We start from the raw sequence: 25036 nt of genomic DNA on the forward strand, positions 1-25036 counted from the left end.
TCTCCGGTTCTTAGAGCGCCTCGGCGCCCGAGATGATTTCGATCAGTTCGTTGGTGATGACCGCCTGACGCGAACGGTTGTATTCGATGGTCAGCTTGTCGATCATCTCGCCCGCGTTGCGCGTGGCGTTGTCCATGGCGCTCATCCGAGCCCCCTGTTCCGAGGCGGCGTTCTCCAGCAGAGCCGAGAAGATCTGGGTTGCGACGCCACGGGGCAGCAGGTCGGCCAGGATACGCTCTTCGTCGGGCTCGTATTCGTAGAGCGCACCGGCACCCTCGTCGCCTTCCGGAGCGTCGTAGCTCGCCGGGATGATCTGCTGCGCGGTCGGGACCTGGCTGATCACCGACTGGAACACGCTGTAGAAGATCGTCGCCACGTCGAACTCGCCCGCGTCGAAGCGGGTCAGCACGTCCTTGGCGACGCTCTGCGCGTCCGCGTAGCCGAGTTTCTTCACCTCGGACAGATCCACGTGACCGACGAACAGATCGGCGTATTCGCGCTTGAGCTGCTCACGGCCCTTCTTGCCGACGGTGAGGATCTTCACCGTCTTGCCCGCCGCCTTCAGCTCGGCGATGCGGGTGCGGGCGAGCTTCACGATATTCGTGTTGAAGCCGCCGCAGAGGCCGCGCTCGGAGGTCATGACGACGAGCAGCTGCACGTCGTCCTTGCCGGTGCCCGAGAGCAGTTTCGGCGCCGTCGGGCTGTCGCCCACCGAGGCCGCAAGCGAGCCGAGCACCTGGTTGAAGCGCTCGGTGTAGGGACGCGACTGTTCGGCAGCATCCTGTGCCCGCCGCAGTTTTGCGGCGGCCACCATTTGCATGGCCTTGGTGATCTTCCGGGTCGATTTGACCGAGGAGATCCGGTTTTTGAGGTCCTTGAGGCTAGGCATAATCCTGTCCTTTCAGGGCGCTCAGGCGTAGGTCGCGGCGAATTCGTCGAGCACTGCCTTCAGCTTGTCCGCGGGCTCGCCTTTGATCTTGGGATCTTCGGCTTCGATCCAGTCCAGCACGTCCTTGCGCTGGCCGCGCAAGAAGGCGAGCAGTGCCGCCTCGTACTTGCCGACTTCACGCACCGGGATGCTGTCCAGGTAGCCGTTGGTGCCCGCGAAGATGATGCAGACGATTTCCGCGTTGGTCAGCGGCGAATACTGCGGCTGCTTCATCAGCTCGGTCAGACGCGCACCGCGGTTCAGCAGACGCTGGGTCGCGGCGTCGAGGTCGGAGCCGAACTGGGCGAAGGCCGCCATCTCGCGATACTGGGCGAGCGACAGTTTCACCGGGCCGGCCACCGAGGACATCGCCTTGGTCTGAGCGGACGAGCCGACGCGCGACACCGACAGGCCGGTATTCACGGCGGGACGGATGCCCTGGAAGAACAGTTCGGTTTCCAGGAAGATCTGGCCGTCGGTGATCGAGATCACGTTGGTCGGAATAAACGCCGACACGTCGCCGCCCTGGGTTTCGATGATCGGCAGCGCGGTCAGCGAACCTGCGCCGTGATCTTCGTTGAGCTTGGCCGAACGCTCGAGCAGGCGCGAGTGCAGGTAGAACACGTCGCCCGGATAGGCTTCACGCCCCGGCGGACGGCGCAGCAGCAGCGACATCTGGCGATAGGCCACGGCCTGCTTGGACAGGTCATCGTAGATGATGAGCGCGTGCTTGCCGTTGTCGCGGAAGTATTCGGCCATTGCGGTCGCGGCGTAGGGCGCCAGGAACTGCATCGGGGCCGGGTCGGAAGCGGTGGCGGCCACGACGATCGAGTAGTCGATGGCGCCGGTGGCTTCCAGACGCTTCACCAGCTGCGCCACGGTCGAGCGCTTCTGGCCGATGGCGACGTAGATGCAGTAGAGCTTCTTGCTCTCGTCGTCGCCAGCGGCGTCGTTGTAGGACTTCTGGTTCAGGATCGAGTCGAGCGCGATGGCGGTCTTGCCGGTCTGACGGTCGCCGATGATCAGCTCCCGCTGGCCACGGCCGATCGGGATCATGGCGTCAACGGCCTTGAGGCCGGTCGCCATGGGCTCGTGCACAGATTTACGCGGGATGATGCCCGGCGCCTTCACATCGGCAATGCGGCGCTCGGAGGCTGCGATCGGGCCCTTGCCGTCCAGCGGGTTGCCGAGACCGTCCACAACGCGGCCCAGCAGCTCGGGGCCGGCGGGCACGTCCACGATGGCGTTGGTGCGCTTGACGACATCGCCTTCCTTGATGTCGCGGTCGGAGCCGAAGATCACGACGCCGACATTGTCGCTTTCCAGGTTCAGCGCCATCCCCATGATGCCGCCCGGGAATTCGACCATCTCGCCGGCTTTCACCGAGTCGAGGCCGTGCACACGGGCGATCCCGTCGCCGACGGACAGCACGCGGCCCACCTCGGCGACTTCGGCTTCCTTACCGAAGTTCTTGATCTGCTCCTTTAGGATCGCAGAAATTTCGGCTGCTTGGATACCCATTTATCCGACCTCTTTCATTGCATTCTGGAGGGAATTGAGCTTCGAGCGGATCGAAGTGTCGATCATCTTCGAGCCCACCTTGACGACGAGACCGCCGATGAGGCTTTCATCGACGGTCGTTTTGATCTTCACGTCCTTGCCGACGCGGGCCTTCAGCGTCTCGGCCAGCTTGCCGGCCTGAGCGTCGGACAGAGCGGTGGCCGAGGTTACCTCGGCGGTCACTTCGCCCTTCTCTTCGGCGATCATGTCACGCAGCCGGGTCACCAGCTGCGGCAGCACGAAGAGGCGGCGGTTATGCGCCATCAGGCCCAGCGCGTTGTTGAGCGCCGGGATCAGGCCCATCTTCTTGCCGACGGCAAGGATGGCATCCTGCATGGACTGACGGGAATAGATCGGCGACGAAATCAGAGCGCGCAGATCGGCGCTGTCTTCGAGCGCAAGCGCAAGGTCGTTGATATTCCCTTCGAGCTTGCCGAGTTTCTTGTTCTCTTTGGCGATGTCGAAGATCGCCGTGGCATAGCGTGCCGCGATGCCGCTGGAGATCGAAGCTGGTTCTGACACGTCCACCCTTCCGATATGAGGCCCCCGCGACACACGGGGAGGCCCGGCGTCCGGAGGCGTTGTCCCTGCCTTGAAATGCCTCAAGGCGTCGAAATCAGCGCGGATGTAGCAGAGGCTCCCCGCCCTCGCAACATGCTTAGGGTGTTTTAAGACGTCCTGGAACCCGCCTTTTCCCAGACACTTGCGCTGCCTGCGACGTTACGCGCGGGGCATACGCCTGGAAACAAGGCGTTTTTCACAGATTTCCCGCGCCGCACCGGGGTTTCGGGGCGGCTGGGGCGCGTCAATTTGCGATAGCGCAAACGTTAAGAAAGCGCTGCCGCGGCGCGGCGAAACCGGGGCCCGTTACCGCCTAAAGTATCGCCTGCCGCACCCCGGCTTTGCAGGTTGTTTGCGCAACCATGCGCGCGGTCAAGACGCCGCGAGTCACTTTGGGGTGATGCGATTCTGGCACGCCGCCCCGGCGGGCGCCGCTCAGACCGCCTTGGGCTCTTTCTTCGGCGAGGGCGCCAGCACGTCGAGCGGGTTCGGTACGCGCACCTTGTCGCCCAGCCCCTTGCGCTGCGGCGGGTAGCGTTTCGCCACCCGGACGATCAGCACGCCGCCCGCCACGACCGCCGGGATCGCGCGGCCGATCCGCTCCCAGGCCGGCGCGGTGCGCATCCAGAAACGGCGGCTCGACGGCGGCTGATAGAGCACCGACACATGCCCCTGCCGCACAAAATCATGCTGCTTGAGCTGCGCGTCGAGCTGGCCAAGCGAATAGGGCCGCCCGTAGCCGAAGGGGGTCGCATCCGACCGCGCCCAGAGACCGGAGCGGTTCGGCACGATGAACAGCGCCTCGCCGCCGGGGCCCAGCACGCGGTAACATTCCTCGAGCAGCTCCGAGGGCCGTTCAGAGGTTTCCAGCCCGTGCATCATCACCAGCCGGTCCACATGGCCGGTTTCCAGCGGCCAGAGCGTCTCCTCGCAGAGCACAGTCACATTGGGCTGGCCCGCTGGCCAGTGCAGCACCCCCTGCGGCGCGGGCATCAGCCCGACCACCCGGCGCGCGCCGGGCAGATAGGGGCGCAGCAGCGGCACCGCAAAGCCATAGCCCGCCACGGTCTGGCCCTGCGCGTCGGGCCAGAAACTCTGCACCTGATCGCGCACGACCCGCTGCGCGGCGCGGCCCAGCGCGCTGCGGTAGTAGAAATCTCGCAGGGTCTGCACATCAAGGTGCATTGCGGGGCCTTTCCCGATCCGCCAAGCTGGGGCCAGTCTGGCAAAGCCTATAAGGAAAGACCATGGAGATCGTCACCGTTCCCTGTCTCAGCGACAATTACGCCTACCTTGTCAAAGGCCCCGAAGGCGTCTGCCTGATCGACGCGCCCGAAGCGGCTCCGATCATCGCCGCGCTGGAGGCGCGCGGCTGGGGGCTCGATACGCTGCTGATCACCCACCGTCACCACGACCATGTGGAAGGCGTCGCCGCGCTGCGCGGGAAATACGGCTGCACGGTGCTGGGCCCCGCCGCCGAAGCCGACAAGCTGCCGCCGCTCGACACCGCCGTCGAGGGTGGCGCCGCGCTGACCGTTTCCGGCCTCCGGCTCGAGGTGATCGCCGTGCCCGGGCACACGCTGGGCCATGTCGCCTTCTACATGCCCGAGGCAGAGGCGGTCTTCACCGCCGACAGCCTGATGGCGCTGGGATGCGGCCGCGTCTTCGAAGGCACCCCGGACATGATGTGGGACAGCCTGTCCCGCCTGGCCGCGCTGCCGCCGCAGACCATGGTGTATTCCGGCCACGAATACACCGCCTCGAACGCGCGTTTCGCACTGACCATTGAACCGGGCAACGAAGCGCTTAAATTGAGAGCAGACGCCATTGCCAAAGCCCGGGCAGAGGGGCAACCGACCGCCGCCTGCATGCTGTCCGAGGAACTGGCCACCAACCCTTTCCTGCGTCCCGACTCCCCGGAAATCCGCGATCTTCTGGGCATGGAAGGTGCATCCGCAGCCGAGGTCTTTACCGAGATCCGCGCCCGGAAGGACAGGTTCTGAGCCGCCGCTTTTCACGCCAGATTGCATCCTTCACTGCAAATGTGAGCGCCGGAGGCCCAGAAATTTCTTGAAGCGCGGTCGGGATCGACCAAACTTTAACCGTAAGAGGCAAAGCTGGGCATACCCGCCCGGCTACAGACAAGAGGAGCGCCGCCGTGCCGTCTTTCTCGAACACCCTGGAACAGGCCATCCACGCAGCCCTGGCTCTTGCGAACTCGCGCAGCCACGAATTCGCAACGCTCGAACACCTGCTGCTCGCGCTGATCGACGAGCCCGATGCCGCCCGCGTGATGAAAGCCTGCTCCGTGGATACCGAGGAGCTGCGCACCACGCTGGTGGAGTTCATCGACGAGGATCTGTCGAACCTCGTGACCGACATCGAAGGTTCGGAGGCGGTGCCGACCGCCGCCTTCCAGCGCGTCATCCAGCGCGCCGCCATCCATGTGCAGTCCTCGGGCCGCACCGAGGTGACGGGCGCCAATGTGCTGGTCGCGATCTTCGCCGAGCGTGAATCGAACGCGGCCTATTTCCTGCAAGAGCAGGACATGACCCGCTACGACGCGGTGAACTTCATCGCGCATGGCGTCGCCAAGAACCCCGCCTATGGCGAGGCACGCCCCGTGCAGGGCGCGCAGGAAGCCGAGGAAGAGGCCAAGGCGCAGCAAGCCGAGGCGCCCGCCGACAACAAGGAATCGGCGCTTGGCAAATATTGCGTCGATCTCAACGCCAAGTCGCGCAAGGGCGATGTCGATCCGCTGATCGGCCGCGAACACGAGGTCGAGCGCGCGATTCAGGTGCTCTGCCGCCGCCGCAAGAACAACCCGCTTCTGGTGGGCGACCCGGGCGTGGGCAAGACCGCCATCGCCGAGGGGCTGGCGCGCAAGATCGTCAATGGCGACACGCCCGAGGTGCTGTCGAACACCACGATCTATTCGCTCGACATGGGCGCGCTTCTGGCCGGCACCCGCTATCGCGGCGATTTCGAGGAGCGGCTGAAAGCGGTGGTGACCGAGCTCGAGGAGCATCCCGACGCGGTGCTCTTTATCGACGAGATCCACACGGTGATCGGCGCCGGCGCCACCTCCGGCGGCGCGATGGATGCCTCCAACCTGCTGAAGCCCGCGCTTCAGGGCGGCAAACTGCGCACCATGGGCTCGACCACCTACAAGGAGTTCCGCCAGCATTTCGAGAAGGACCGCGCGCTCAGCCGCCGGTTCCAGAAGATCGACGTGAACGAGCCCTCGGTCGAAGACACGGTGAAGATCCTCAAGGGCCTCAAGCCCTATTTCGAGGAGCATCACAGCGTCAAATACACCGCGGATGCGATCAAATCGGCGGTCGAGCTGTCGGCGCGCTACATCAATGACCGCAAGCTGCCCGACAAGGCCATCGACGTCATCGACGAGGCCGGTGCCGCGCAGCATCTGGTGGCCGAGAGCAAGCGCCGCAAGACCATCGGCGCCAAGGAGATCGAGGATGTTGTGGCCAAAATCGCCCGCATCCCGCCGAAAAACGTGTCCAAGAACGACGCCGAGGTGCTCAAGGATCTCGAAGGCGCGCTCAAGCGCGTGGTCTTCGGCCAGGATCCCGCCATCGAGGCGCTCAGCTCGGCGATCAAGCTGGCCCGCGCCGGCCTGCGCGAACCCGAAAAGCCCATCGGCAACTACCTGTTCGCCGGGCCGACCGGGGTCGGCAAGACCGAGGTGGCCAAGCAGCTTGCAAGCTCGCTGGGCGTGGAGCTGCTGCGCTTCGACATGTCGGAATACATGGAGAAACACGCGGTCTCCCGCCTGATCGGCGCGCCTCCGGGCTATGTCGGCTTCGACCAGGGCGGCCAGCTCACCGATGGTGTGGACCAGCACCCGCATTGCGTGCTGCTGCTCGACGAGATCGAAAAGGCGCACCCGGATGTCTACAACATCCTGCTTCAGGTGATGGACCACGGCTCGCTGACCGACCACAACGGGCGCACGGTGGATTTCCGCAACGTGATCCTGATCATGACCTCGAACGCGGGCGCCGCCGAACAGGCCAAGGCCGCCATCGGCTTCGGTCGCGAACGGCGCGAGGGCGAGGATACCGCCGCCATCGAGCGCACCTTCACACCGGAATTCCGCAACCGTCTGGACGCGGTGATCAGCTTCCAGCCGCTGCCGAAAGAGGTCATCCTCTCGGTGGTCGAGAAGTTCGTGCTGCAGCTCGAAGCCCAGCTCATGGACCGCAACGTCACCATCGAGCTCACCCGCCCGGCCGCCGAATGGCTGGCGGAAAAGGGTTACGACGACCGTATGGGCGCGCGTCCGCTGGGCCGCGTCATCCAGGAGAACCTGAAAAAGCCGCTGGCCGAAGAGCTGCTTTTCGGCAAGCTCACCAAGGGCGGCGTGGTCAAGGTCGGCGTCAAGGACGGGCAGCTCTCGCTCTCGGTCGAAGGCCCTGACAAGCTGCGTCTGTCGTCGAAGAAGCCGCCGCTTCTCACCGCCGACTGACGTGCCCCTCGGGCAAGGACACTCCCCGCTCCGCCGCGCCCCGCGCGGCGGAGTTTTCTGTTTCGCCTCCGTCTTTCTGTGTCAGTGCCCAGATCGGGGTGGCCCCGGCACGCCCCGCTGCGCTATGACGGCCCGCAATGCGCCGCAGGGCGCGGGCTCGGGAGGGACGGCGTGAGCAAAACCCCGGAAAAAACAGCGCCAAAGCGGTCGCGGCCGGTGCAGCTGGCGGAAACGATCAAGGAATGGGTGGTCGAGCACGAGCTGCGCGCGGGCGACCGTCTGCCCGGCGAGGCCGAGCTGATGGCCCGCTACGGGCGCTCGAAGGGCACCGTGCGCGAGGCGATGCGCATCCTCGAGGCCCAGGGGCTGGTCGAGACGCGCACCGGCCCCGGCGGCGGCAGCTTCGTCGGCGAGGTCTCGGGCGAACGGGCGCGGGCGCTGCTGGCGAATTACTTCTACTTCCGCGATCTCTCGATTTCCGACATCTACCAGCTCCGCAAATTGCTGGAGCCCGAGGTGGCCGCGTCGCTGGCGGGGCAGCTCGACGAGACGCAGCTCGCCGCGCTCGAGGCGGTGATCGCCGAATACCCCCTGCCCGCCCGCGACACCGAGGAAGAGCGGGCGCAGCATGTCTCCTCGCTGAAATTCCACGCGCTGCTGGCGTCTTATGCGGACAATCCGCTGCTGGCCTTCGTGGTGGAGTTCATGGCGCAGATCCTGACCGAGCTGACGGTGTGGCGGCGGCTCTACGAGCCGCACAACCGCCCGCTCTGGCAGAAGGGGCGCGGCTATCAAATCGAGCTGGTTCAGGCGCTGCGCCGGAGCGACGTCTCGGGCGCCCGCGCGATCATGCGGGCGCATATGGAGCTTGCGGAAACGCTGATGAAGGAACAGGAGGCGCAGGTGCTGCGCCGCTTCATCGCGGAATAACCGAAGCCGTGGGTGCCGCAACCGCACCACGGGCGTGAAGATGGAACGATCGCCCCTGCTCCGAACAAGAGGCCCCGGATCAGGTCCGGGGCGAGACCCGTAGGGTGGGCAATTTGCCCACCGCACCGGACCCTCACCGTGGCGGCGCCTTTTTCGGCGCCCGCGTCCGGTCCACCGCCACCGGCACCACATCGAGCCAATCCGCATAGGGCGACCCCTGTGCCCGCGCCAGCAGCGCCTCCAGCGCATCGAGCGGCGCCTCGGCACAGTCGATCCGCAGGCTCAGCGGCGGATGCTCCGGGTGCAGCACCAGAAGCGCCGCCGATTGCAGCCCCCGGTAATCCGACGCATCCGCATCCGCCGCGCGCAAGCCCGCCAGAAGCCGTGCCGCCATATCGCCCGAGGCGTCGAGATAGCCCCGCCGCAGCGCGGGCAACACGCTTTCCGCCCCCAGCATATTGCCCGCGACCACCAGATCCGGTTCCGCCAGATGCGCCGCCACCGCCAGGCTGTCCGCGCCGGTGAAGGCGCCGGTGCCGCCCGAAGGGTCGAGCGCCGACAACTGCCGGTGCGCCCGCCCGCTGTCGGCGCCGGTCAGCCGCGCCACGGCCTCGGCCGCCGGTTCGCCGGCGCGCATGGCGTCCAGCACATCCTCGCCCCAGAAGGTCGAGGGCGCCGTGCCCTGGCTCGCCGAAAGGCCCGAATCGATGCGCCCGCGCAGAACCCAGCCGCCGACGCAGAGGCTCCCCGTCGCGGCGCCGCCGCCATAGGTGCCGGTTTCGCGGTCATAGGTGAGAAGCGAGAAGGTCACGATCGTCTCCGGCCAATTTTTCCGTTGAATTTATCACGATAATTTGCCTCCACTCAATTCATCATGAGAAATTCCGTCACGGGATCAACAGAGAGGATGAAAAAATGGGAGTTCTGAGCTGGACCCGGAGGGGTGTTCTGGCCGCGGGCACCGCAATGGCGCTGAGCCTGGGGATGCAGGCGGAGGCGCAGACGCCGCCCGGCGTGCTGATCGTGGGCCAGATCGCCGAGCCCAAGGCGCTCGACCCGGCGGCGGTGACCGCGGTGAACGATTTCCGCATCCTAATGAATGTCTATGACGGGCTGGTGCGCTACAAATCCGGCACGCTGGAGGTGGAACCGGCGCTGGCGACGGGCTGGGAGATCTCGGAAGACGGCACCGAATACACGTTCACGCTGCGCGAAGGTGTCTCCTTCCATGACGGATCGCCCTTCAACGCCGAGGCGGTGGTGTTCAATTTCGAGCGCATGCTGAACGAGGATCACCCCTATCACAACACCGGCCCCTTCCCGCTGGCCTTCTTCTTCTCGGCGGTGGAAAGCGTCGAGGCGGTGGACGATCTGACGGTAAAATTCACCCTCAACGCACCCTATGCGCCCTTCCTGTCGAACCTCGCCTATCCCACGGGGCTGATCGTTTCGCCGGCAGCGGTGGAGCAGTACGGCGCCGATTTCGGGCGCAATCCGTCCGGCACCGGGCCGTTCAAATTCGCCGAATGGCGGTCGAACGAGGCGGTGGTGGTCGAGGCCAACCCCGAGTACTGGGACGGCGCGCCGGGGCTTCAGGCGGTGGTGTTCCGCCCGATCACCGACGCCAACACCCGCACCGCCGAGATGCTGGCGGGCGGCATCGACATGATGGTCGAGGTGCCCCCGGTGGCTTTGAGCGAGTTTCAGGGCGATGCGTTCCAGATCTTCGAGCAGGCGGGGCCGCATGTCTGGTTCCTGATCCTGAATGCCAAGGAAGGCCCCTTCGCCGACAAGCGCGTGCGTCAGGCGGCGAATTACGCGATCAACAAATCCGCGCTGGTCGACGACGTGCTGGAGGGCACGGCGGAGGTTGCCGCAGGCCCCACGCCGCCGGCCTTCGCCTGGGCCTATAACGAGGAGCTGGAGCCCTATCCCTACGATCCCGAGAAGGCGAAGGAACTGATCGCCGAAGCGGGCGCCGAGGGGGCAGAGCTGACGTTCTATGTGACCGAGGGCGGATCGGGCATGCTCGACCCCATCGCCATGGGCACGGCGATTCAGGCGGATCTGAACGCGGTGGGGTTCGATACAAAGATCGAGACCTATGAGTGGAACACCTTCCTCGGCGAGGTGAATCCGGGGCTCGAGGGCAAGGCGGACATGGCCGAGATGGCCTGGATGACCAATGACCCCGACACGCTGCCCTTCCTCGCGCTGCGCACCGATGCCTGGCCGGACAAGGGCGGGTTCAACTCGGGCTACTATTCCAACTCGGAGGTCGACACGCTGCTGGAAGAGGCGCGCGTCGCCACCGATCAGGACAAGCGCGCCGAGCTCTACAAGGAGATGCAGAGCATCGTGCAGGAGGATGCGCCCTGGGTCTTTGTCGCGAACTGGAAACAGAACGCGGTGACCAGCGACCGGGTGGAGGGGTTCGAGCTGCAACCCTCCTTCTTTCTGCTGCTGGACGATGTGGTGAAGAACTGATCCCTGTGACAAGCGGTTTCGGACCGGGCTGCGCCCGGCCCGACCGGCGGGGGGCTGCGCCCCCCGGCCCCCCAAGATGAGTATTTCTGGAAAGATGAAAGAGCCGGGGCGGGTTTGACGGGATCCTTGCAACCGACAGGGGGTGCCCTTTGGGGAGCTATATTCTGAAACGGCTGGTCTCGGCGATCCCGGTGCTTCTGGGCATCACGGTGATCGTCTTTGCCATCATGGCGCTGATCCCTGGCGATCCGGCGACGGCCATCCTCGGCTCCTATGCGACGCCGGAGAATGTCGAAAAGCTGAACCGCGACCTTGGGCTCGACAAGCCGGCGGTGCAGCGTTATTTCATCTGGCTGTTCAATATGATGCAGGGGGATTTCGGGCGGTCGTTCTCGCTCAATCGCCCGGTGCTGGACGAGGTGCTGGACCGCTTCGGCGCGACGCTGGTGCTGGCGGGCACCTCCTTTGTGCTCTGCTCGCTGATCGGGGTGGCGGCGGGGGTCGTGTCGGCCGCGCGTCAGTACGGCTTTGCCGACAAGGCCATCACCTTCGTGGTGCTGCTGGGGATCTCGATCCCGTCGTTTTTCCTCGGCATGATGATGATCCTGATCTTTGCGGTGCAGCTGCGCTGGTTTCCCGCCTCGGGCATGTGGCCGATCTATGGCGACCGCAACCTGCTGGTGCTGCTGGATCACCTGCTGATGCCGGCACTGGCGCTCGCGGTTGTGGCGACCGGCGTGGTGGCGCGGCTGTCGCGCTCGGCCATGCTGGAGGTGTTGCGGCAGGACTATATCCGCACCGCGCGCGCCAAGGGGGTGCCCGAGAGGGGCGTGATCTGGCGCCACGCGCTGCGCGCCGCCATGGTGAGCATCATCCCGGTGCTGGGCATTCAGGCGGGCTTTGTGCTGTCGGGCGCGGTCTATATCGAGATGGTGTTCCAGTGGCCGGGCGTGGGCCGGATGCTGGTGGATGCGATCCTCAAGCGCGACATCCTGCTGGTGCAGGGCGGCGTGGTCTTTGTCGCCGCCTGCTATGTGGGGTTCAACATCGTGGTGGACGTGGCGCAGAGCCTGCTGGACCCGAGGATCAAGACATGAGCTTTCTCTCGCTTCTCGCCCGCAACCGTCTGGCGCTGGCCGGGCTGATCGTCATGGCGCTGGTGGTGCTGCTGGCGCTGGTCACGCCGATCCTGCCGCTGGCCGACCCGGATGTGACCAATACCGGCAACCGGTTCCTGAAACCGTTTTCCGAGGGCGCGCTGCTGGGCACCGACCATCTGGGGCGCGATCTGCTGTCGCGGCTCCTGTGGGGGACGCGGCTGAGCCTTGCGGTGGGCTTTGCCGCAGCAGTGATTGCCGCCGTGCTGGGCGCCGCCGTGGGGATTATCGCGGGCTATTACGGCGGGCGGGTGGACAACCTGATCATGCGCGGCGTCGATATGCTGATGGCCTTCCCCTATATCCTGCTGGCGCTGGCCATTGTCGCGGCGCTGGGGCCGGGTCTGCTCAATGCGCTGATCGCCGTGGCCGCCGTCAACATTCCGTTCTTTGCGCGCAATATCCGGGGCATCACCGTGGGCATCGCGCATAAGGAATTCGTCGATGCGGCGAAGCTTGCGGGGATGGGCGATGCGCGGATCATCGTCAGTGAGGTGCTGCCGAACGTGGTGCCCGTCATCGTCATCGCCATGTCCACCACCGTGGGCTGGATGATCCTCGAAACCGCCGGGCTGTCCTTTCTCGGGCTTGGCTCACAGCCGCCGCAGGCGGATCTGGGCTCGATGCTGGGCGAGGCGCGCTCGGCGCTGATCACCAATCCGCATACCTCGGTGGTGCCGGGCGTGATGATCCTGATCATCGTCATGGCGATCAACCTGCTGGGCGACGGGGTGCGCGACGCGCTCGACCCGCGCCTGCGCTCGGGCGCGCTGACCCGGCCGATGGCGGCCACGATGGTGCAGCGCAAGGGGCCGGTGCCCGACCCGCAGGGTGACAATGTGCTCGACCTGCGCGGGCTGGAAACGCAGTTCCACGTGAAGGACCGCATCTATCGCGCCGTGGGCGGGGTGAGCTGGGGGGTGAAGCCCGGCGAATGCCTCGGCATCATCGGCGAGAGCGGATCTGGCAAATCGGTGACGGCGCTGAGCGTGATGGGGCTGGTGGCCTCGCCGCCCGGCGTGATCACCGGCGGGGCGGTGTTTTACAAGGGTGAAGATCTGGTCGGCGCGCCTTATGAGCGGCTGCGCTCGCTGAGGGGCCGCGAGGTGGCCTATATCTTCCAGGATCCGCTGGCGACGCTGCACCCGCTCTACAAGGTGGGCGATCAGCTGGTGGAGGCGATCCGGGTGCACCACCACGTCTCGGACAAGGAGGCGCGCGCCAAGGCGCTGGGACTGCTCAAGGATGTGCGCATCCCCAATGCCGAGAGCCGGCTGGAGAACTACCCGCACGAGATGTCGGGCGGCATGCGCCAGCGGGTGGGCATCGCCATGGCTCTGGCCAACGATCCGGAGGTGATCATCGCGGACGAGCCGACCACCGCGCTCGACGTGACCGTGCAGGCGCAGATCCTGTCGCTGCTCGACACGCTGCGGCGGGAAAAGGGGCTGGCCATCGTCTTTATCACCCATGATTTCGGCGTGGTGGCGCAGCTCTGCGACCGGGTGGCGGTGATGTATGCGGGCCGGATCGTCGAGGAAGGCCCGACGCAAATTGTGCTGGACGCGCCCGCGCATCCCTATACCCGACGGCTCATCGCCTGTGTGCCGGAGCTGGGCGAGGGCAAGCGCGCGCTGCACGCCATCCCCGGCCTGCCGCCCGCGGTGAACGACCTGCCGCCGGGCTGTGCCTTTGCCCCGCGCTGCGACAAGGCGACGGAGGCCTGCCGTCAGGGCGAGATCGCGCTGGACGCCTTCGGCGCCCGCAAACTGCGTTGCCTCTTCCCGGAAACCGAGCTGGAGGCCGCGCAATGAGCATCGCTCTGAAACTCGACGCGCTGTCGAAGACCTTTGTCGTGGGCAAGCAGCTTTTCGGGCCGCCCAAGGGCCGGGTGCACGCGGTGCATCCGGTGACGCTGGAGGTGCCCGAGGGCGAGACGCTGGGTATCGTCGGGGAGTCGGGCTGCGGCAAGTCCACCCTGGCGCGGATGCTGGTGGGGTTGCTGGAGCCCTCGGGCGGCAGCATCGAGATCGCCGGAAAGCCGCTCGACAACGCCGACCCGGCGGTGTTCGGCAAGCGCATCCAGTATGTGTTTCAGGATCCGATTTCCTCTCTGAACCCGCGCAAAACGGTGCGCCAGATCATGGAGGTGCCGCTGAAGCGCCTGCACGGCATGGACAAGGCGCAGCGGGACAGGCGGATTTCCGAGATCTTCGCGCAGGTGAATCTGCGCGAGGAGTTTCTCGACCGCTACCCGCACGAGTTTTCCGGCGGGCAGGCGCAGCGGATCGGCATCGCGCGGGCGCTGGCGGCGGAGGCAAAGATCCTGATCCTCGACGAGCCGGTCTCGGCGCTGGACGTGTCGGTGCAGGCGCAGGTGCTGAACCTGCTGGCGGAGCTGAAACAGCGGCTGGGGCTGACCTATCTCTTCATCTCGCACGACCTTGCGGTGGTCGAAGCGGTGAGCGACCGGGTGGCGGTGCTTTATTTCGGCTCGGTGGTGGAGATTGGCCGCGCCGAGGACGTCTTCGCGAACCCGCGCCACCCCTATACCAAGCTCTTGGCAGACAGCGCGCCGGTGGTGGGGCGCCCGCTCACGGCACCAGAGGGGCGCGAGACCGAGCTGCCAGATCCGCTGAACCCGCCCAAGGGCTGCGCCTTCCGCGCACGCTGCCCTTATGCGGGGGAGCGCTGTGGGGAAGAGGTGCCCCGATTGGAGGGCGAGACGCAGCTTGCCGCCTGTTTCCATCCGCTCCGGTAACGCGGCGGCCCCTCGCGGGCGGGCCGCGCCGGACCTGCCAGCCCGGCAGGAGAGAGACGCCACACTCCCTTGCCTGCGAAGAAAAGCCGGGCAGGCCGGGGCGCGACTTCGCCTTGCCCGCCCCCGCCGCGCAGTCGTATAGCGAAACGACCGGAGCGGGGGACGACAGGGATGCGCGAGGACGGTCTCAAGACACTCAGCGAGCTTTACGAGGGCGACAGCGACCGCGCGCATCGGTTCCGTTATGCGCTGCTGATCTTCGACATCGGCACCATGCTCTTCGTGATCGCCACCTCCTTCACCCATCACGGGCCGGTGGTCGAGGCCGTGGACGCGGTGTTCGGCGTGTTCATCCTGGCCGATTTCATTGCCCGGATTGCGATCTCGCAAAACCGGCTGCGCTTTCTCGTGATGCCGGTGACGCTGGCCGATGTGGTGTCGATCATCTCGTTCCTGGCGCCGCTGGCCGGCGAGGGGCTGGGCTTTCTGCGCGTCGTGCGCACGCTGCGCTTTCTGCACACCTATCAGCTTGTGAAGCGGCTGCGCACGGATTTCCCCTTCTTCCGGCGCAATCAGGACATCTTCATCGCCGCGATCAATCTGCTGGTCTTCATCTTCGTGATGACCGGCATGGTCTATGCGACGCAATACGGCCAGAACCCGCAGATCTCGAACTATGCCGACGCGCTCTATTTCACGGTAACCGCCCTCACCACCACCGGCTTCGGAGACATCACGCTCACCGGGTCGATGGGGCGGATGATCTCGGTCGTCGTGATGATCTTCGGCGTCACCCTGTTCCTGCGGCTGGCGCAGGTGCTGTTCCGGCCCAACAAGGTCCGCCAGACCTGCCAGACCTGCGGCTTGTCGCTGCACGACGCCGATGCGGTGCATTGCAAGCATTGCGGTGCGGTGATCCATATCGAAACCGAAGGACAAAGCTGATGACCGATCTCGTGATCCGCGATTTCGAACCGCGCGACCGCGATGCGCTGTGGCGCATCCTCGAGCCGGTGTTCCGCGCCGGCGATACCTATGCCATCGACCCCGACATTTCGCGCGAGGCGGCGCTGGCCTATTGGTGCGGGCCGGAAAGGCGGGTGTTCTCGGCGGTGCTCGACGGGCATCTGGCGGGCTCCTACTATCTGGTGCGCAACCATCAGGGCGGCGGCAGCCATGTCTGCAATTGCGGCTTTGTCACCGATCCGGCACAGCGCGGCCGGGGCGTGGCGCGCGAGATGCTCGCCCATGCGCTCGCCGCCGCGCGGGCGGCGGGGTTCCGTGCCATGCAGTTCAATTTCGTGATCTCGTCAAACCTGCGCGCCGTGGCGCTCTGGGAAAAAGCCGGGTTCGATATTGTCGGGCGTCTGCCCAGGGCATTCCGTCACCCCGAAAAGGGGTATGTCGATGCGCTCGTCATGTATAAGACGCTGGTGACGGAATGACCCGACCGGGAGATGAGTTTGCCTGAAGACACACACCTGCTGGCCGTCCTGATCGACGCCGACAACACCTCGCCGAAATACGCCAGGGCGATCTTTGACGAACTGGCCTCCTTGGGTGAGGCCAGCGTGCGGCGGCTCTATGGCGACTTCTCCAGCCAGCAAATGTCGGGCTGGTCCAAGATCGCCGCGGATTTCGGCCTCGTGCCGCTGCATTCGCCCGCCAACACCGTCGGCAAGAACGCCTCGGACATCTCGCTGGTGATCGACGCGATGGACCTGCTGCATTCCGGCCGGTTCGACGGTTTCGTTCTGGTCAGCTCCGACAGCGATTTCACCCGGCTTGCCAGCCGCATCCGCGAACAGGGGCTCGATGTGTTCGGGATGGGGATGCAGAAGACGCCGGACGCCTTCCGCAAGGCCTGCAAGCGCTTCATCTTTCTGGAAAACCTCGACGGCGCACCGGAGCAGAAGACCGGCAGCCGCGCCCCGGCCGCGACCGGCAATCTGGAAGAGGCACGCAACCTGATCTTCACCGCCATGGACGCGATCGAGCAGGAAGACGACTGGTACACGCTGGGCAAGCTGGGCCAGTTCATCACCGCCGCCAACCCGGATTTCGACACCCGCAGCTATGGCAAACGCAAGCTGTCCGATCTCGTGGCGGAACTGAAGGTCTTCGAGACGCGGCGGGGACCCGGCAACCAGTTGCTGGTGCGCCGGCTGGATTGACGGAACCGGGCGCGGCCTCCCTGCCCGGTCAGGCGCCGTAGCGGGCGAGGAATGTCGCCACCGCGCCCTCGACGACGCGGGCGATTTCGGCTTCCGAGAAATCGACCTGGATCCCCAGCACCAGCTTGGTCCAGAGATCGGCCTTGCAGAGCTCGGTAAACTGATCGGCCGCAAGCGCAAAATCCGCGATGCGCAATTCGCCGCGCTCCATGGCTTCGCGCAGATAGGCCTTCATCTCGTTATGCATGAGCATCGGGCCGCTCTGGTAGAACTGCATCCCCAGCTCGGGGAAGCGGTCGGCTTCGGCGACGCAGATGCGAAAGACCCGCTGCCCCATGTCGGACAGCAGGAAGCCCAGAAAGGTATGCCCGACCATCGGCAGCACCACACTCGGCGGTTGCGTGAGGTCGATGGTCATCAGCGCCTCGTCGGCCTGCAACTGGCACTGGTTGGTGGCCATCTCCATGAAAAGCAGCCGCTTGTCGGGGAAGTAGCTGTAGAGCGTCGCCTTCGACACCCCTGCCGCACGGGCGATGTCATCGACGCTGGCCCCCTCGAACCCGTCGCGCAAAAAGACCTCACGGGCGCCCTCAAGCACCTGATCGAATTTGCGTCCACGCCGAACGGTCGCCGTGCTGGCCGGCATCTGCTGTCTCCCCTGATGGCGGGATTATACGCTGCGGGCTTCCGCGCGGGCAAGCCATCTCGGCGCCGAGGCCACGGAACCGGAACGGCCTGTCCGGCACCGCCGGGCGCGGGCCGCGACATCTCGTTGCAGGCGAGGGCCGAAAACCCCATTGCACTTCCTTGGCGCAGCCGTATTTTAGAACCATTCCAAACTAGAGGCCCGTCATGCGCTTTTTCACCCAACGCCGGCATTTCAAGGACCTGAGCGAGCAGGAAGTTCTGGCCCTGGCGATCTCTTCGGAAGAAGACGATGCCCGCATCTATCGCAGCTATGCCGAGATGCTGCGCGCCGATTATCCCGATTCCGCCCGGATCTTCGATGCCATGGCGGAAGAGGAGGACGGCCACCGCAAGGCGCTGATCTCGGCGCACCGCATTCGCTTCGGCGAGGTCATTCCGCTGATCCGGCGCGAACATGTGGCGGGATATTATGCGCGCCGCCCGGTCTGGCTGATGAAGAACCTATCGCTGGAGCGCATCCGCGAAGAGGCCGAACTGATGGAGCGCGATGCCGAGCGCTTCTATCTCGAGGCCGCGCGGCGCAGCACCGACGCCGGCACCCGCAAGCTGCTGGGCGATCTGGCCGCCGCCGAAGCCGGGCACGAGCAGCGCGCCGGCGAGCTGGTGCAGGAACATCTCGACGACGACGCGCGCGGTGACGAGGACCGGCTCGCGCATCGGCAATTCGTGCTGACCTGGGTGCAGCCCGGCCTTGCCGGGCTGATGGACGGGTCGGTCTCGACCCTCGCGCCGATCTTCGCCACCGCCTTTGCCACGCAGGACCCCTGGACGACCTTCCTCGTCGGCCTCGCGGCCTCGGTCGGCGCGGGGATCTCGATGGGATTTACCGAGGCCGCCTCGGACGATGGCGAGCTTTCAGGCCGGGGCTCGCCGATGAAACGCGGCATCGCCTCGGGGGTGATGACCACCGTGGGCGGCCTCGGCCACGCGCTGCCCTATCTCATCCCGCATTTCTGGACCGCGACGACCATCGCCTGGATCATCGTGTTCTTCGAACTCTGGGCGATTGCCTGGATCCAGAACAAGTTCATGGAAACGCCGTTCTGGCGCGCCTCGATGCAGGTGGTCCTGGGCGGCGCTCTGGTGCTCGCGGCGGGGGTTCTGATCGGCAGCGGCTGACCCTGCGCCCGTGATACGCCCGGATTTGCGTATTTAGACAAGAGAAGAAAGAGCAAGCCTGTGCTTCTTCTCTTTCCAAATACGCAAATAGGGGCGCAGCCCCCTTCGGCTCCCGACAAGGGGCATAACCGCTGGAAGCCGGGCGCGGACCGTGGCACACCGGCGGGGCGCATCGGCGATAGGGAGACGCGACCATGACCCAGTTCGGCAAGGGCTGCCACCTGCACCTGATCGACGGATCGGCCTTCATCTTCCGCGCCTATCACGCGCTGCCGCCGCTCACCCGCAAATCCGACGGGCTGCCCATCGGGGCAGTCTCGGGCTTCTGCAACATGCTGCAGAAATATGTCGAGGACAGCAGCGGGCCGGATGCGCCGACCCATGTGGCGGTGGTTTTCGACAAGGGCAGCCACACGTTCCGCAACGATCTCTATGATCTCTACAAGGCCAACCGCGAGGCGATGCCCGAGGATCTGCGCCCGCAGATCCCGCTGACCCGCAAGGCCACCGAGGCGTTCAACATCGCCTGCAAGGAACTGGAAGGCTACGAGGCCGACGACATCATCGCGACGCTGGCGGTGCAGGCCCGCGAAGCCGGCGGACGGGTGACGATCATCTCGTCCGACAAGGATCTCATGCAGCTTGTCGGCGACGGTGTCGAGATGCTGGACGCGATGAAGAACCGCCGGATCGACCGCGACGGCGTGTTCGAGAAATTCGGCGTCTACCCCGACCGGGTGGTCGATGTGCAGGCGCTGGCGGGCGACTCGGTCGACAACGTGCCCGGCGCACCGGGGATCGGCATCAAGACGGCGGCGCTGCTCATCAACGAGTTCGGCTCGCTGGAAGAGCTGCTCGACCGCGCCGAAGAGGTGCCCCAGCCCAAGCGGCGTCAGACGCTGATCGAAAAGCGCGACCAGATCGAGCTGTCGAAGAAGCTGGTGCAGCTCGACTGCGCCACGCCGCTCGATTTCACCCTCGACGATCTGGAAGTGAAGGAGCCCGACCCGGAGGTGCTGCTGGGCTTCCTCACGGAAATGGAATTCCGCACGCTCACCAAGCGCATCGCGACGGCGCTCGATACCGAGGCGCCCGCGATCCCCGACACCACGCCCGAGGGCGCCAACCCGCCCGAGGCGGATGCGCCCGAACTGCCGCCCATCGCCCCCGAAACCTATACCTGGGTGAAAAGCGCCGAGGATCTCGCGCCCTGGATCGCCCAGGCGCGGGAGCGCGGCTGGGTGGCGGTGGATACCGAGACGACGGGGCTCAACGAGATGGCCTGCGATCTGGTGGGGATCTCGCTTTGCATCGAACCGGGCAAGGCCTGCTACATCCCTCTGGTGCATCGGGCGGCGGCGACCGACGATCTCTTCGGCTCCGACGAGCTGGCCGAGGGGCAGATGCCGATGCAGGCCGCGCTCGACGCGCTGAAACCGCTGCTCGAGGATCCGGCGGTGATGAAGATCGGGCAGAACATGAAATACGACGCCAAGATCTTTGCGCGCTACGGCGTCGACGTGGGGCCCATCGACGACACGATGCTGATGTCCTACGCGATGAATGCCGGGCTGCACAATCACGGCATGGACGCGCTTTCCGAGCGGTATCTCTCGCACACGCCGATCCCGATCAAGGAGCTGCTGGGCTCGGGCAAGAGCCAGATCACCTTCGACCGGGTGCCCATTGCGGATGCGGTGAAATACGCCGCCGAGGATGCGGACATCACCCTGCGGCTCTGGCAGATCTTCAAGCCTCAGCTTCATCTGGCGCATGTGACGCGGGTGTACGAAGGGCTGGAGCGGCCTCTGGTGCCGGTGCTGGCGGAAATGGAGATGGCCGGGGTGCAGGTGGATCGCGATACGCTGTCGCGCATGTCCAACGCGTTTTCCCAGAAGATGGCGCAGCTCGAGGCGGAGATTCACGAGCTGGCGGGCGAGACGTTCAACGTCGGGAGCCCCAAGCAGCTGGGCGAGATCCTCTTCGACAAGATGGGGCTCGAGGGCGGCAAGAAGGGCAAGACCGGCGCCTATGCCACCGGGGCCGATGTGCTGGAGGATCTGGCGACCGAACACGAGCTGCCCGCGCGGGTGCTCGACTGGCGGCAGCTTTCGAAGCTGAAAAGCACCTACACGGATGCGCTTCAGGAGCATATCAACAAGGAGACCGGGCGGGTTCACACCTCCTATGCCATTGCGGGGGCGAACACCGGGCGTCTGGCCTCGACCGATCCCAACCTGCAAAACATCCCCGTGCGCACAGAGGAGGGCCGCCGCATCCGCGAGGCCTTTGTCGCGCCCGAGGGCAAGACTCTGGTCAGCCTCGACTATTCTCAGATCGAGCTGCGCATTCTGGCGCATATGGCCGACATCGACGCGCTGAAACAAGCGTTCCGCGAGGGGCAGGACATTCACGCCATGACCGCGTCGGAAATGTTCGGCGTGCCCATGGAGGAGATGACGCCGGAGATCCGCCGCAGGGCGAAGGCGATCAATTTCGGGGTGATCTACGGCATCTCGGGCTTCGGTCTGGCGCGCAACCTGCGCATCCCGCGCAAGGAGGCGCAGGATTTCATCGACCGCTATTTCGAGCGCTTCCCCGGCATCAAGACCTATATGGATCAGACCGTGGGTTTCGCGAAGGAACACAAGCGGGTCGAAACGCTGTTCGGGCGGGTGATTCACACGCCCGAGATCGCCGCCTCCGGGCCGCGCGCGGGCTTTGCCAAACGCGCGGCCATCAACGCGCCGATTCAGGGCACGGCGGCGGACATCATCCGCCGCGCAATGATCCGCATGCCTGCCGCCATCGAGGGCCTGCCCGCAAAGATGCTGCTGCAAGTCCATGACGAACTGCTCTTCGAGGTCGAGGCGGGCGCCGAGGACGATCTGATCGCCGCCGCGCGCGCCGTCATGGAGGGTGCCGCCGAGCCGGTGGTGAAGCTCGACGTGCCGCTGGTGGTGGATGCGGGGCAAGGCCGGAACTGGGCCGAGGCGCATTGAGCCGACGATAAGAGTGGTCGGCGGGGGTGGGCAAATTGCCCACCCTACGGGTGCGGCTCTTATCCCACCAGCGCCGGTGCGGGCGCCTGGACCAACCCCTGCCCCCGGTCCAGCGCATCGGTCGCCGGATCGATCCCGGCGCTTGTGCAGGTCGCCAGAAGCCGCGCCCGCACCGCCTCGGCGCTGGCGGGATTGCCCGAGGCGCGCTGCGCCTCCCACCAGAGCGCCGCGATTCCAGCCACATGCGGGCAGGCCATGGAGGTGCCGTTCAGCGCGCGCAGCCCCCCGCCGACCCCCGCCGAAATCACATTGACCCCCGGAGCCGACAGTGTGGGGTTGGTGTTGGAGAAGGGCGCGATGCCGAGGCCGGCAGCCCCCTGCCCCAGCGCACCGACCGAGACGACCCCGACCGCCGCCGCCGGCACCGAGGCCGAGACCTCGAACTGGGGCGAGACCGTGCGACGGCTTTCGTTGCCGGCCGCCGCGCAGACCACGGTGCCGCCGGTAAACGCCGCCTGTGCCCGCAGCATATCCATCAGCGCATCGAACATGCGCAGGTTCATGCGATACCCTTCAAGCGCGGCGGAGGTTGCCAGAAGCGGCGGCCAATCCTGTTCCTGAAGGCGTTCGGCAAAGCCCGGAAAGTCAAAGCCCAGCGACATGGAAATCACCTGCGCCTGCTGGTCCGACGCCCATTTCATCGCCTGGAACAGCATATCGGACGAGCCGCGCCCGTCATCGGCCAGCACCTTGCCGATCAGCGCTTCGGTCACGCCGCGCGCCACGCCGATGCGCTGGCCATCGACATCGCGGCCAAAGACGGTGCCCGCGCAATGGGTGCCATGGCCGTTGGCATCCTCGATCCCGGACCCGGCGAAATCGCGGGTGATCAGATTGACGCCCGCGAAGGCCGGGTGATCGGTGTCGATGCCGGTGTCCAGCACCGCAACCCGCACGCCGGCGCCGGTAAAGGGGCTGGCCTCGGCGCCCACCGCCGCGATACCCCAGGCGGGCTCGGCATCCGCGCTGCGCACATCGTCCAACGGTTCGGGTTCGATGAGCTTGGTGGGCATCGCGCGGGCGACCGCCGTCACCGAGGGATCATGCGCCACGTCGCGCAGATCGCCGGCGCTCAGATCGGCGGTTTCGAGGCTGGGCGCCGGGGGCACGACGCTGGCCAGCGGGCTGTCGAAGGCGCTGGGGCCGAGGGACGGGCCAGAAAAGGGGCCAGAGGGGCGGGGTGCCCGGTTGCGGAATGAGGCATTGGAATCGCGCAGAATGACAAACATGGGATCGCTCGCTTCAATAAGACGGTTTCAAAGTCGTAATGATGCGAGCATACACCCTAAGGTTGATCTGTCGAATGGCCGGATCGTGAAAGCAGCGTAAAATCGCGCGTCAGAGCAGCCCGTTCCTGCGGAACAACGCCTTGAGATCGGCCTCGGGGCGCGGGCCCATGTGGCTGATCACCTCCGAGGCGGCCACCGTTCCCATGCGGCCTGCGGTTTCCATATCCGCGCCGGTTGCCAGCCCGAAGAGGAAACCGGCGGCGAACTGGTCGCCGGCGCCGGTGGCATCGACGGGCACAACCTTTTGCACAGGAACATCCGTGCGCACCCCGTCGCGAATGATGCTCACCCCGTCGCCGGAACGGGTGCAGACCACCAGCGGGCAGATCGCCGCCACCCGGGCGAGATCCTTGTCGAGATGATCGTCCTGATAGAGCGAGCGGATCTCGGCCTCGTTGCCGATGACGTAGTCCATCTCATTGGCGATGAGCCGCAGGAAATCCTCGCGATGCCGCTCGACGCAGAACGGATCGGAGATCGCGATGCCCGCCATGCCACCCGCCGCGCGGCAGGTGCGCGCCATGCGGGTGAAGGCGTCCTTGCCCTTGGGCTTGTCGAAGAGATAGCCTTCGAGGAAGACGATGTCGGCCTGGGCCGCCACCTCTTCCGACACATCCTCGGGCCCGAGCTCGGCGGAAATGCCGAGATAGGTGTTCATCGAGCGCTCGCCGTCGGGCGACACGAAGATCATCGAGCGCGAGGTCGGCAGCTCTCCGCCCGGCACCGGCGCGTTGACGAAATCGGTGCCGTCCTTCTCCATCGCCTCGGCGTAGAACCGGCCCAGCGCGTCGTCATGCACCCGGCCGATAAAGCCGGTGCGCAGGCCGAGATTGCCCAGCCCCGCCAGCGTGTTGGCCACCGACCCGCCGGGCGCCTGCACGCGCCCGTCCATGGCGCCGTAAAGCGTTTCCGCGCGCTCGCGCTCGACCAGCTGCATGATGCCCTTCTGGATGCCCATATGCTCCAGAAAGCTGTCGTCGGCACGGGTCAGCACGTCGACGATGGCGTTGCCGATGCCCACGACCTGATATTTCTTCGTCGGATGCTGGGGGGTAAGCGTCACGGCGTTTTCTCCTCGAATTCGCAAAGGTCGCGGATCAGGCAGGCATTGCACTTGGGCTTGCGCGCGACGCAGATGTAGCGCCCGTGCAGGATGAGCCAGTGATGCGCATGCTGCTGGAAATCCACGGGGATGTTGTCTTCGATGGCGCGTTCCACCGCCACCACGTCCTTGCCGGGGCAGATGCCGCTGCGGTTGCCGACGCGGAAGATATGCGTGTCCACCGCCTGCGCCGGGTAGTGCCACCACATGTTCAGCACCACATTCGCCGTCTTGCGCCCGACGCCCGGCAGCGATTCCAGCGCGGCCCGCGAACAGGGCACCTCGCCGTCATACTGTTCGTGCAGGATCTTCGACAGCTTGATGACGTTCTTGGCCTTGTTGCGGTAAAGCCCGATGGTCTTGATATGCTCGATCACGCCCTCTTCACCAAGCGCCAGCATCTTTTCCGGCGTGTCGGCGATCTGGAAGAGTTTGCGCGTGGCCTTGTTCACCCCGGCATCTGTGGCCTGCGCCGACAGCGCCACCGCCACCACCAGCGTATAGGCGTTGACATGCTCCAGCTCGCCCTTGGGTTCGGGTTCTGCCTCGCGGAAGCGGGTGAATATTTCCCGCAGGGTATGATAGTCGAGCTGCTTTGCCATGCCGCGCTTAATGCCCGCACGGTGTAAGATGCGCAATATTCGGGTCGCTTGCCGGGGCGATTTGTCTAGATAAAGAGCTATTCGCAAGATCATTCGGAGGCAGTGCG

At 65.7% G+C, this 25036-nt stretch carries 21 protein-coding genes; 12 read left to right on the plus strand and 9 right to left on the minus strand.

Annotated features, from left to right (window positions below; translation table 11 throughout):
* Positions 1-10: 10 nt before the first annotated feature.
* The 4 genes from M4578_RS12815 to M4578_RS12830 form a co-directional block, all read right to left on the minus strand.
* Positions 11-889 carry a F0F1 ATP synthase subunit gamma gene (locus M4578_RS12815; RefSeq protein WP_258093669.1) on the minus strand — a complete coding sequence of 293 codons (879 nt, stop codon included), beginning with the start codon at positions 887-889 and terminating at the stop codon, positions 11-13.
* 21 nt (positions 890-910) lie between these two features.
* On the minus strand, positions 911-2449 hold the full coding sequence (atpA, locus tag M4578_RS12820) for a F0F1 ATP synthase subunit alpha (RefSeq protein WP_258093670.1): 1539 nt from the start codon (positions 2447-2449) through the stop codon (positions 911-913).
* A complete protein-coding gene (locus M4578_RS12825; protein ID WP_258093671.1) occupies positions 2450-3016 on the minus strand; it encodes a F0F1 ATP synthase subunit delta in 567 nt (188 codons plus the stop codon).
* Between the two features lie 468 nt (positions 3017-3484).
* On the minus strand, positions 3485-4234 hold the full coding sequence (locus M4578_RS12830; protein WP_258093672.1) for a class I SAM-dependent methyltransferase: 750 nt from the start codon (positions 4232-4234) through the stop codon (positions 3485-3487).
* A gap of 62 nt (positions 4235-4296) precedes the next feature.
* Here M4578_RS12830 and gloB point away from each other — a divergent pair, with 62 nt between their 5' ends.
* The 3 genes from gloB (at position 4297) to M4578_RS12845 (ending at position 8468) form a co-directional block, all read left to right on the plus strand.
* On the plus strand, positions 4297-5052 hold the full coding sequence (gene gloB, locus M4578_RS12835) for a hydroxyacylglutathione hydrolase (protein WP_258093673.1): 756 nt from the start codon (positions 4297-4299) through the stop codon (positions 5050-5052).
* Positions 5053-5207: 155 nt separating this feature from the next.
* Positions 5208-7538, plus strand: coding sequence for an ATP-dependent Clp protease ATP-binding subunit ClpA (gene clpA, locus M4578_RS12840; RefSeq protein WP_258093674.1), 2331 nt, complete (start codon positions 5208-5210; stop codon positions 7536-7538).
* A gap of 216 nt (positions 7539-7754) precedes the next feature.
* Positions 7755-8468, plus strand: coding sequence for a FadR/GntR family transcriptional regulator (locus M4578_RS12845; RefSeq protein WP_420854813.1), 714 nt, complete (start codon positions 7755-7757; stop codon positions 8466-8468).
* Positions 8469-8601: 133 nt separating this feature from the next.
* Here the strand turns inward: M4578_RS12845 and M4578_RS12850 are convergent, their stop codons facing one another.
* Complete coding sequence (locus M4578_RS12850) at positions 8602-9279, minus strand: DUF1028 domain-containing protein (RefSeq protein WP_258093676.1); 678 nt, start codon at positions 9277-9279, stop codon at positions 8602-8604.
* A gap of 104 nt (positions 9280-9383) precedes the next feature.
* Here M4578_RS12850 and M4578_RS12855 point away from each other — a divergent pair, with 104 nt between their 5' ends.
* The 7 genes from M4578_RS12855 to M4578_RS12885 all read left to right on the plus strand — a co-directional run bounded on the left by M4578_RS12855 (position 9384) and on the right by M4578_RS12885 (position 17047).
* Positions 9384-10955, plus strand: a complete 1572-nt coding sequence (locus M4578_RS12855) for an ABC transporter substrate-binding protein (protein ID WP_258093677.1) — start codon at positions 9384-9386, stop codon at positions 10953-10955.
* A 149-nt stretch (positions 10956-11104) separates the two neighbouring features.
* Positions 11105-12052, plus strand: coding sequence for an ABC transporter permease (locus tag M4578_RS12860; RefSeq protein WP_258093678.1), 948 nt, complete (start codon positions 11105-11107; stop codon positions 12050-12052).
* Positions 12049-13926: a dipeptide/oligopeptide/nickel ABC transporter permease/ATP-binding protein gene (locus tag M4578_RS12865; RefSeq protein ID WP_258093679.1), complete on the plus strand. Its 1878-nt coding sequence runs from the start codon at positions 12049-12051 to the stop codon at positions 13924-13926. The genes M4578_RS12860 and M4578_RS12865 overlap by 4 nt, the downstream gene beginning before the upstream one ends.
* The gene (locus M4578_RS12870) at positions 13923-14873 is read left to right on the plus strand and encodes an ABC transporter ATP-binding protein (protein WP_258093680.1); all 951 of its coding nucleotides are present in this window, start codon (positions 13923-13925) and stop codon (positions 14871-14873) included. Before M4578_RS12865 ends, M4578_RS12870 begins: the two co-directional genes overlap by 4 nt.
* A 171-nt stretch (positions 14874-15044) precedes the next feature.
* Entirely contained in the window at positions 15045-15818 is a 774-nt protein-coding gene (locus M4578_RS12875) for a potassium channel family protein (RefSeq protein ID WP_258093681.1), read from the plus strand.
* The gene (locus tag M4578_RS12880; RefSeq protein WP_258093682.1) at positions 15818-16318 is read left to right on the plus strand and encodes a GNAT family N-acetyltransferase; all 501 of its coding nucleotides are present in this window, start codon (positions 15818-15820) and stop codon (positions 16316-16318) included. Before M4578_RS12875 ends, M4578_RS12880 begins: the two co-directional genes overlap by 1 nt.
* Positions 16319-16336: 18 nt before the next feature.
* The gene (locus tag M4578_RS12885) at positions 16337-17047 is read left to right on the plus strand and encodes an NYN domain-containing protein (protein ID WP_258093683.1); all 711 of its coding nucleotides are present in this window, start codon (positions 16337-16339) and stop codon (positions 17045-17047) included.
* A gap of 28 nt (positions 17048-17075) precedes the next feature.
* Here M4578_RS12885 and M4578_RS12890 read toward each other — a convergent pair whose 3' ends face one another.
* A complete protein-coding gene (locus M4578_RS12890; protein WP_258093684.1) occupies positions 17076-17693 on the minus strand; it encodes a TetR/AcrR family transcriptional regulator in 618 nt (205 codons plus the stop codon).
* A gap of 206 nt (positions 17694-17899) precedes the next feature.
* Here M4578_RS12890 and mbfA point away from each other — a divergent pair, with 206 nt between their 5' ends.
* Positions 17900-18874: an iron exporter MbfA gene (mbfA, locus tag M4578_RS12895; protein ID WP_258093685.1), complete on the plus strand. Its 975-nt coding sequence runs from the start codon at positions 17900-17902 to the stop codon at positions 18872-18874.
* A gap of 194 nt (positions 18875-19068) precedes the next feature.
* Positions 19069-21876 carry a DNA polymerase I gene (gene polA / locus M4578_RS12900; RefSeq protein WP_258093686.1) on the plus strand — a complete coding sequence of 936 codons (2808 nt, stop codon included), beginning with the start codon at positions 19069-19071 and terminating at the stop codon, positions 21874-21876.
* Positions 21877-21935: 59 nt separating this feature from the next.
* Here polA and M4578_RS12905 read toward each other — a convergent pair whose 3' ends face one another.
* The 3 genes from M4578_RS12905 to nth all read right to left on the minus strand — a co-directional run bounded on the left by M4578_RS12905 (position 21936) and on the right by nth (position 24929).
* On the minus strand, positions 21936-23165 hold the full coding sequence (locus tag M4578_RS12905) for a S8 family peptidase (RefSeq protein ID WP_258093687.1): 1230 nt from the start codon (positions 23163-23165) through the stop codon (positions 21936-21938).
* Between the two features lie 109 nt (positions 23166-23274).
* A complete protein-coding gene (locus M4578_RS12910) occupies positions 23275-24288 on the minus strand; it encodes an adenosine kinase (protein WP_258093688.1) in 1014 nt (337 codons plus the stop codon).
* Complete coding sequence (nth, locus tag M4578_RS12915; RefSeq protein WP_258093689.1) at positions 24285-24929, minus strand: endonuclease III; 645 nt, start codon at positions 24927-24929, stop codon at positions 24285-24287. The genes M4578_RS12910 and nth overlap by 4 nt, the downstream gene beginning before the upstream one ends.
* Positions 24930-25036 lie beyond the last annotated feature (107 nt).

This window comes from Salipiger pentaromativorans (assembly GCF_024721115.1).
GTDB classification, from domain to species: Bacteria; Pseudomonadota; Alphaproteobacteria; order Rhodobacterales; family Rhodobacteraceae; genus Salipiger; species Salipiger pentaromativorans.

Coding starts and splice junctions, on each gene's coding strand:
- gloB (WP_258093673.1), top strand. CDS start 4,297: ATGGAGATCGTCACCGTTCCCTGTCTCAGCGACAATTACGCCTACCTT.
- atpA (WP_258093670.1), bottom strand. CDS start 2,449: ATGGGTATCCAAGCAGCCGAAATTTCTGCGATCCTAAAGGAGCAGATC.
- M4578_RS12815 (WP_258093669.1), bottom strand. CDS start 889: ATGCCTAGCCTCAAGGACCTCAAAAACCGGATCTCCTCGGTCAAATCG.
- M4578_RS12880 (WP_258093682.1), top strand. CDS start 15,818: ATGACCGATCTCGTGATCCGCGATTTCGAACCGCGCGACCGCGATGCG.
- nth (WP_258093689.1), bottom strand. CDS start 24,929: ATGGCAAAGCAGCTCGACTATCATACCCTGCGGGAAATATTCACCCGC.
- mbfA (WP_258093685.1), top strand. CDS start 17,900: ATGCGCTTTTTCACCCAACGCCGGCATTTCAAGGACCTGAGCGAGCAG.
- M4578_RS12870 (WP_258093680.1), top strand. CDS start 13,923: ATGAGCATCGCTCTGAAACTCGACGCGCTGTCGAAGACCTTTGTCGTG.
- M4578_RS12830 (WP_258093672.1), bottom strand. CDS start 4,234: ATGCACCTTGATGTGCAGACCCTGCGAGATTTCTACTACCGCAGCGCG.
- M4578_RS12855 (WP_258093677.1), top strand. CDS start 9,384: ATGGGAGTTCTGAGCTGGACCCGGAGGGGTGTTCTGGCCGCGGGCACC.
- M4578_RS12890 (WP_258093684.1), bottom strand. CDS start 17,693: ATGCCGGCCAGCACGGCGACCGTTCGGCGTGGACGCAAATTCGATCAG.
- M4578_RS12905 (WP_258093687.1), bottom strand. CDS start 23,165: ATGTTTGTCATTCTGCGCGATTCCAATGCCTCATTCCGCAACCGGGCA.
- polA (WP_258093686.1), top strand. CDS start 19,069: ATGACCCAGTTCGGCAAGGGCTGCCACCTGCACCTGATCGACGGATCG.
- M4578_RS12875 (WP_258093681.1), top strand. CDS start 15,045: ATGCGCGAGGACGGTCTCAAGACACTCAGCGAGCTTTACGAGGGCGAC.
- M4578_RS12865 (WP_258093679.1), top strand. CDS start 12,049: ATGAGCTTTCTCTCGCTTCTCGCCCGCAACCGTCTGGCGCTGGCCGGG.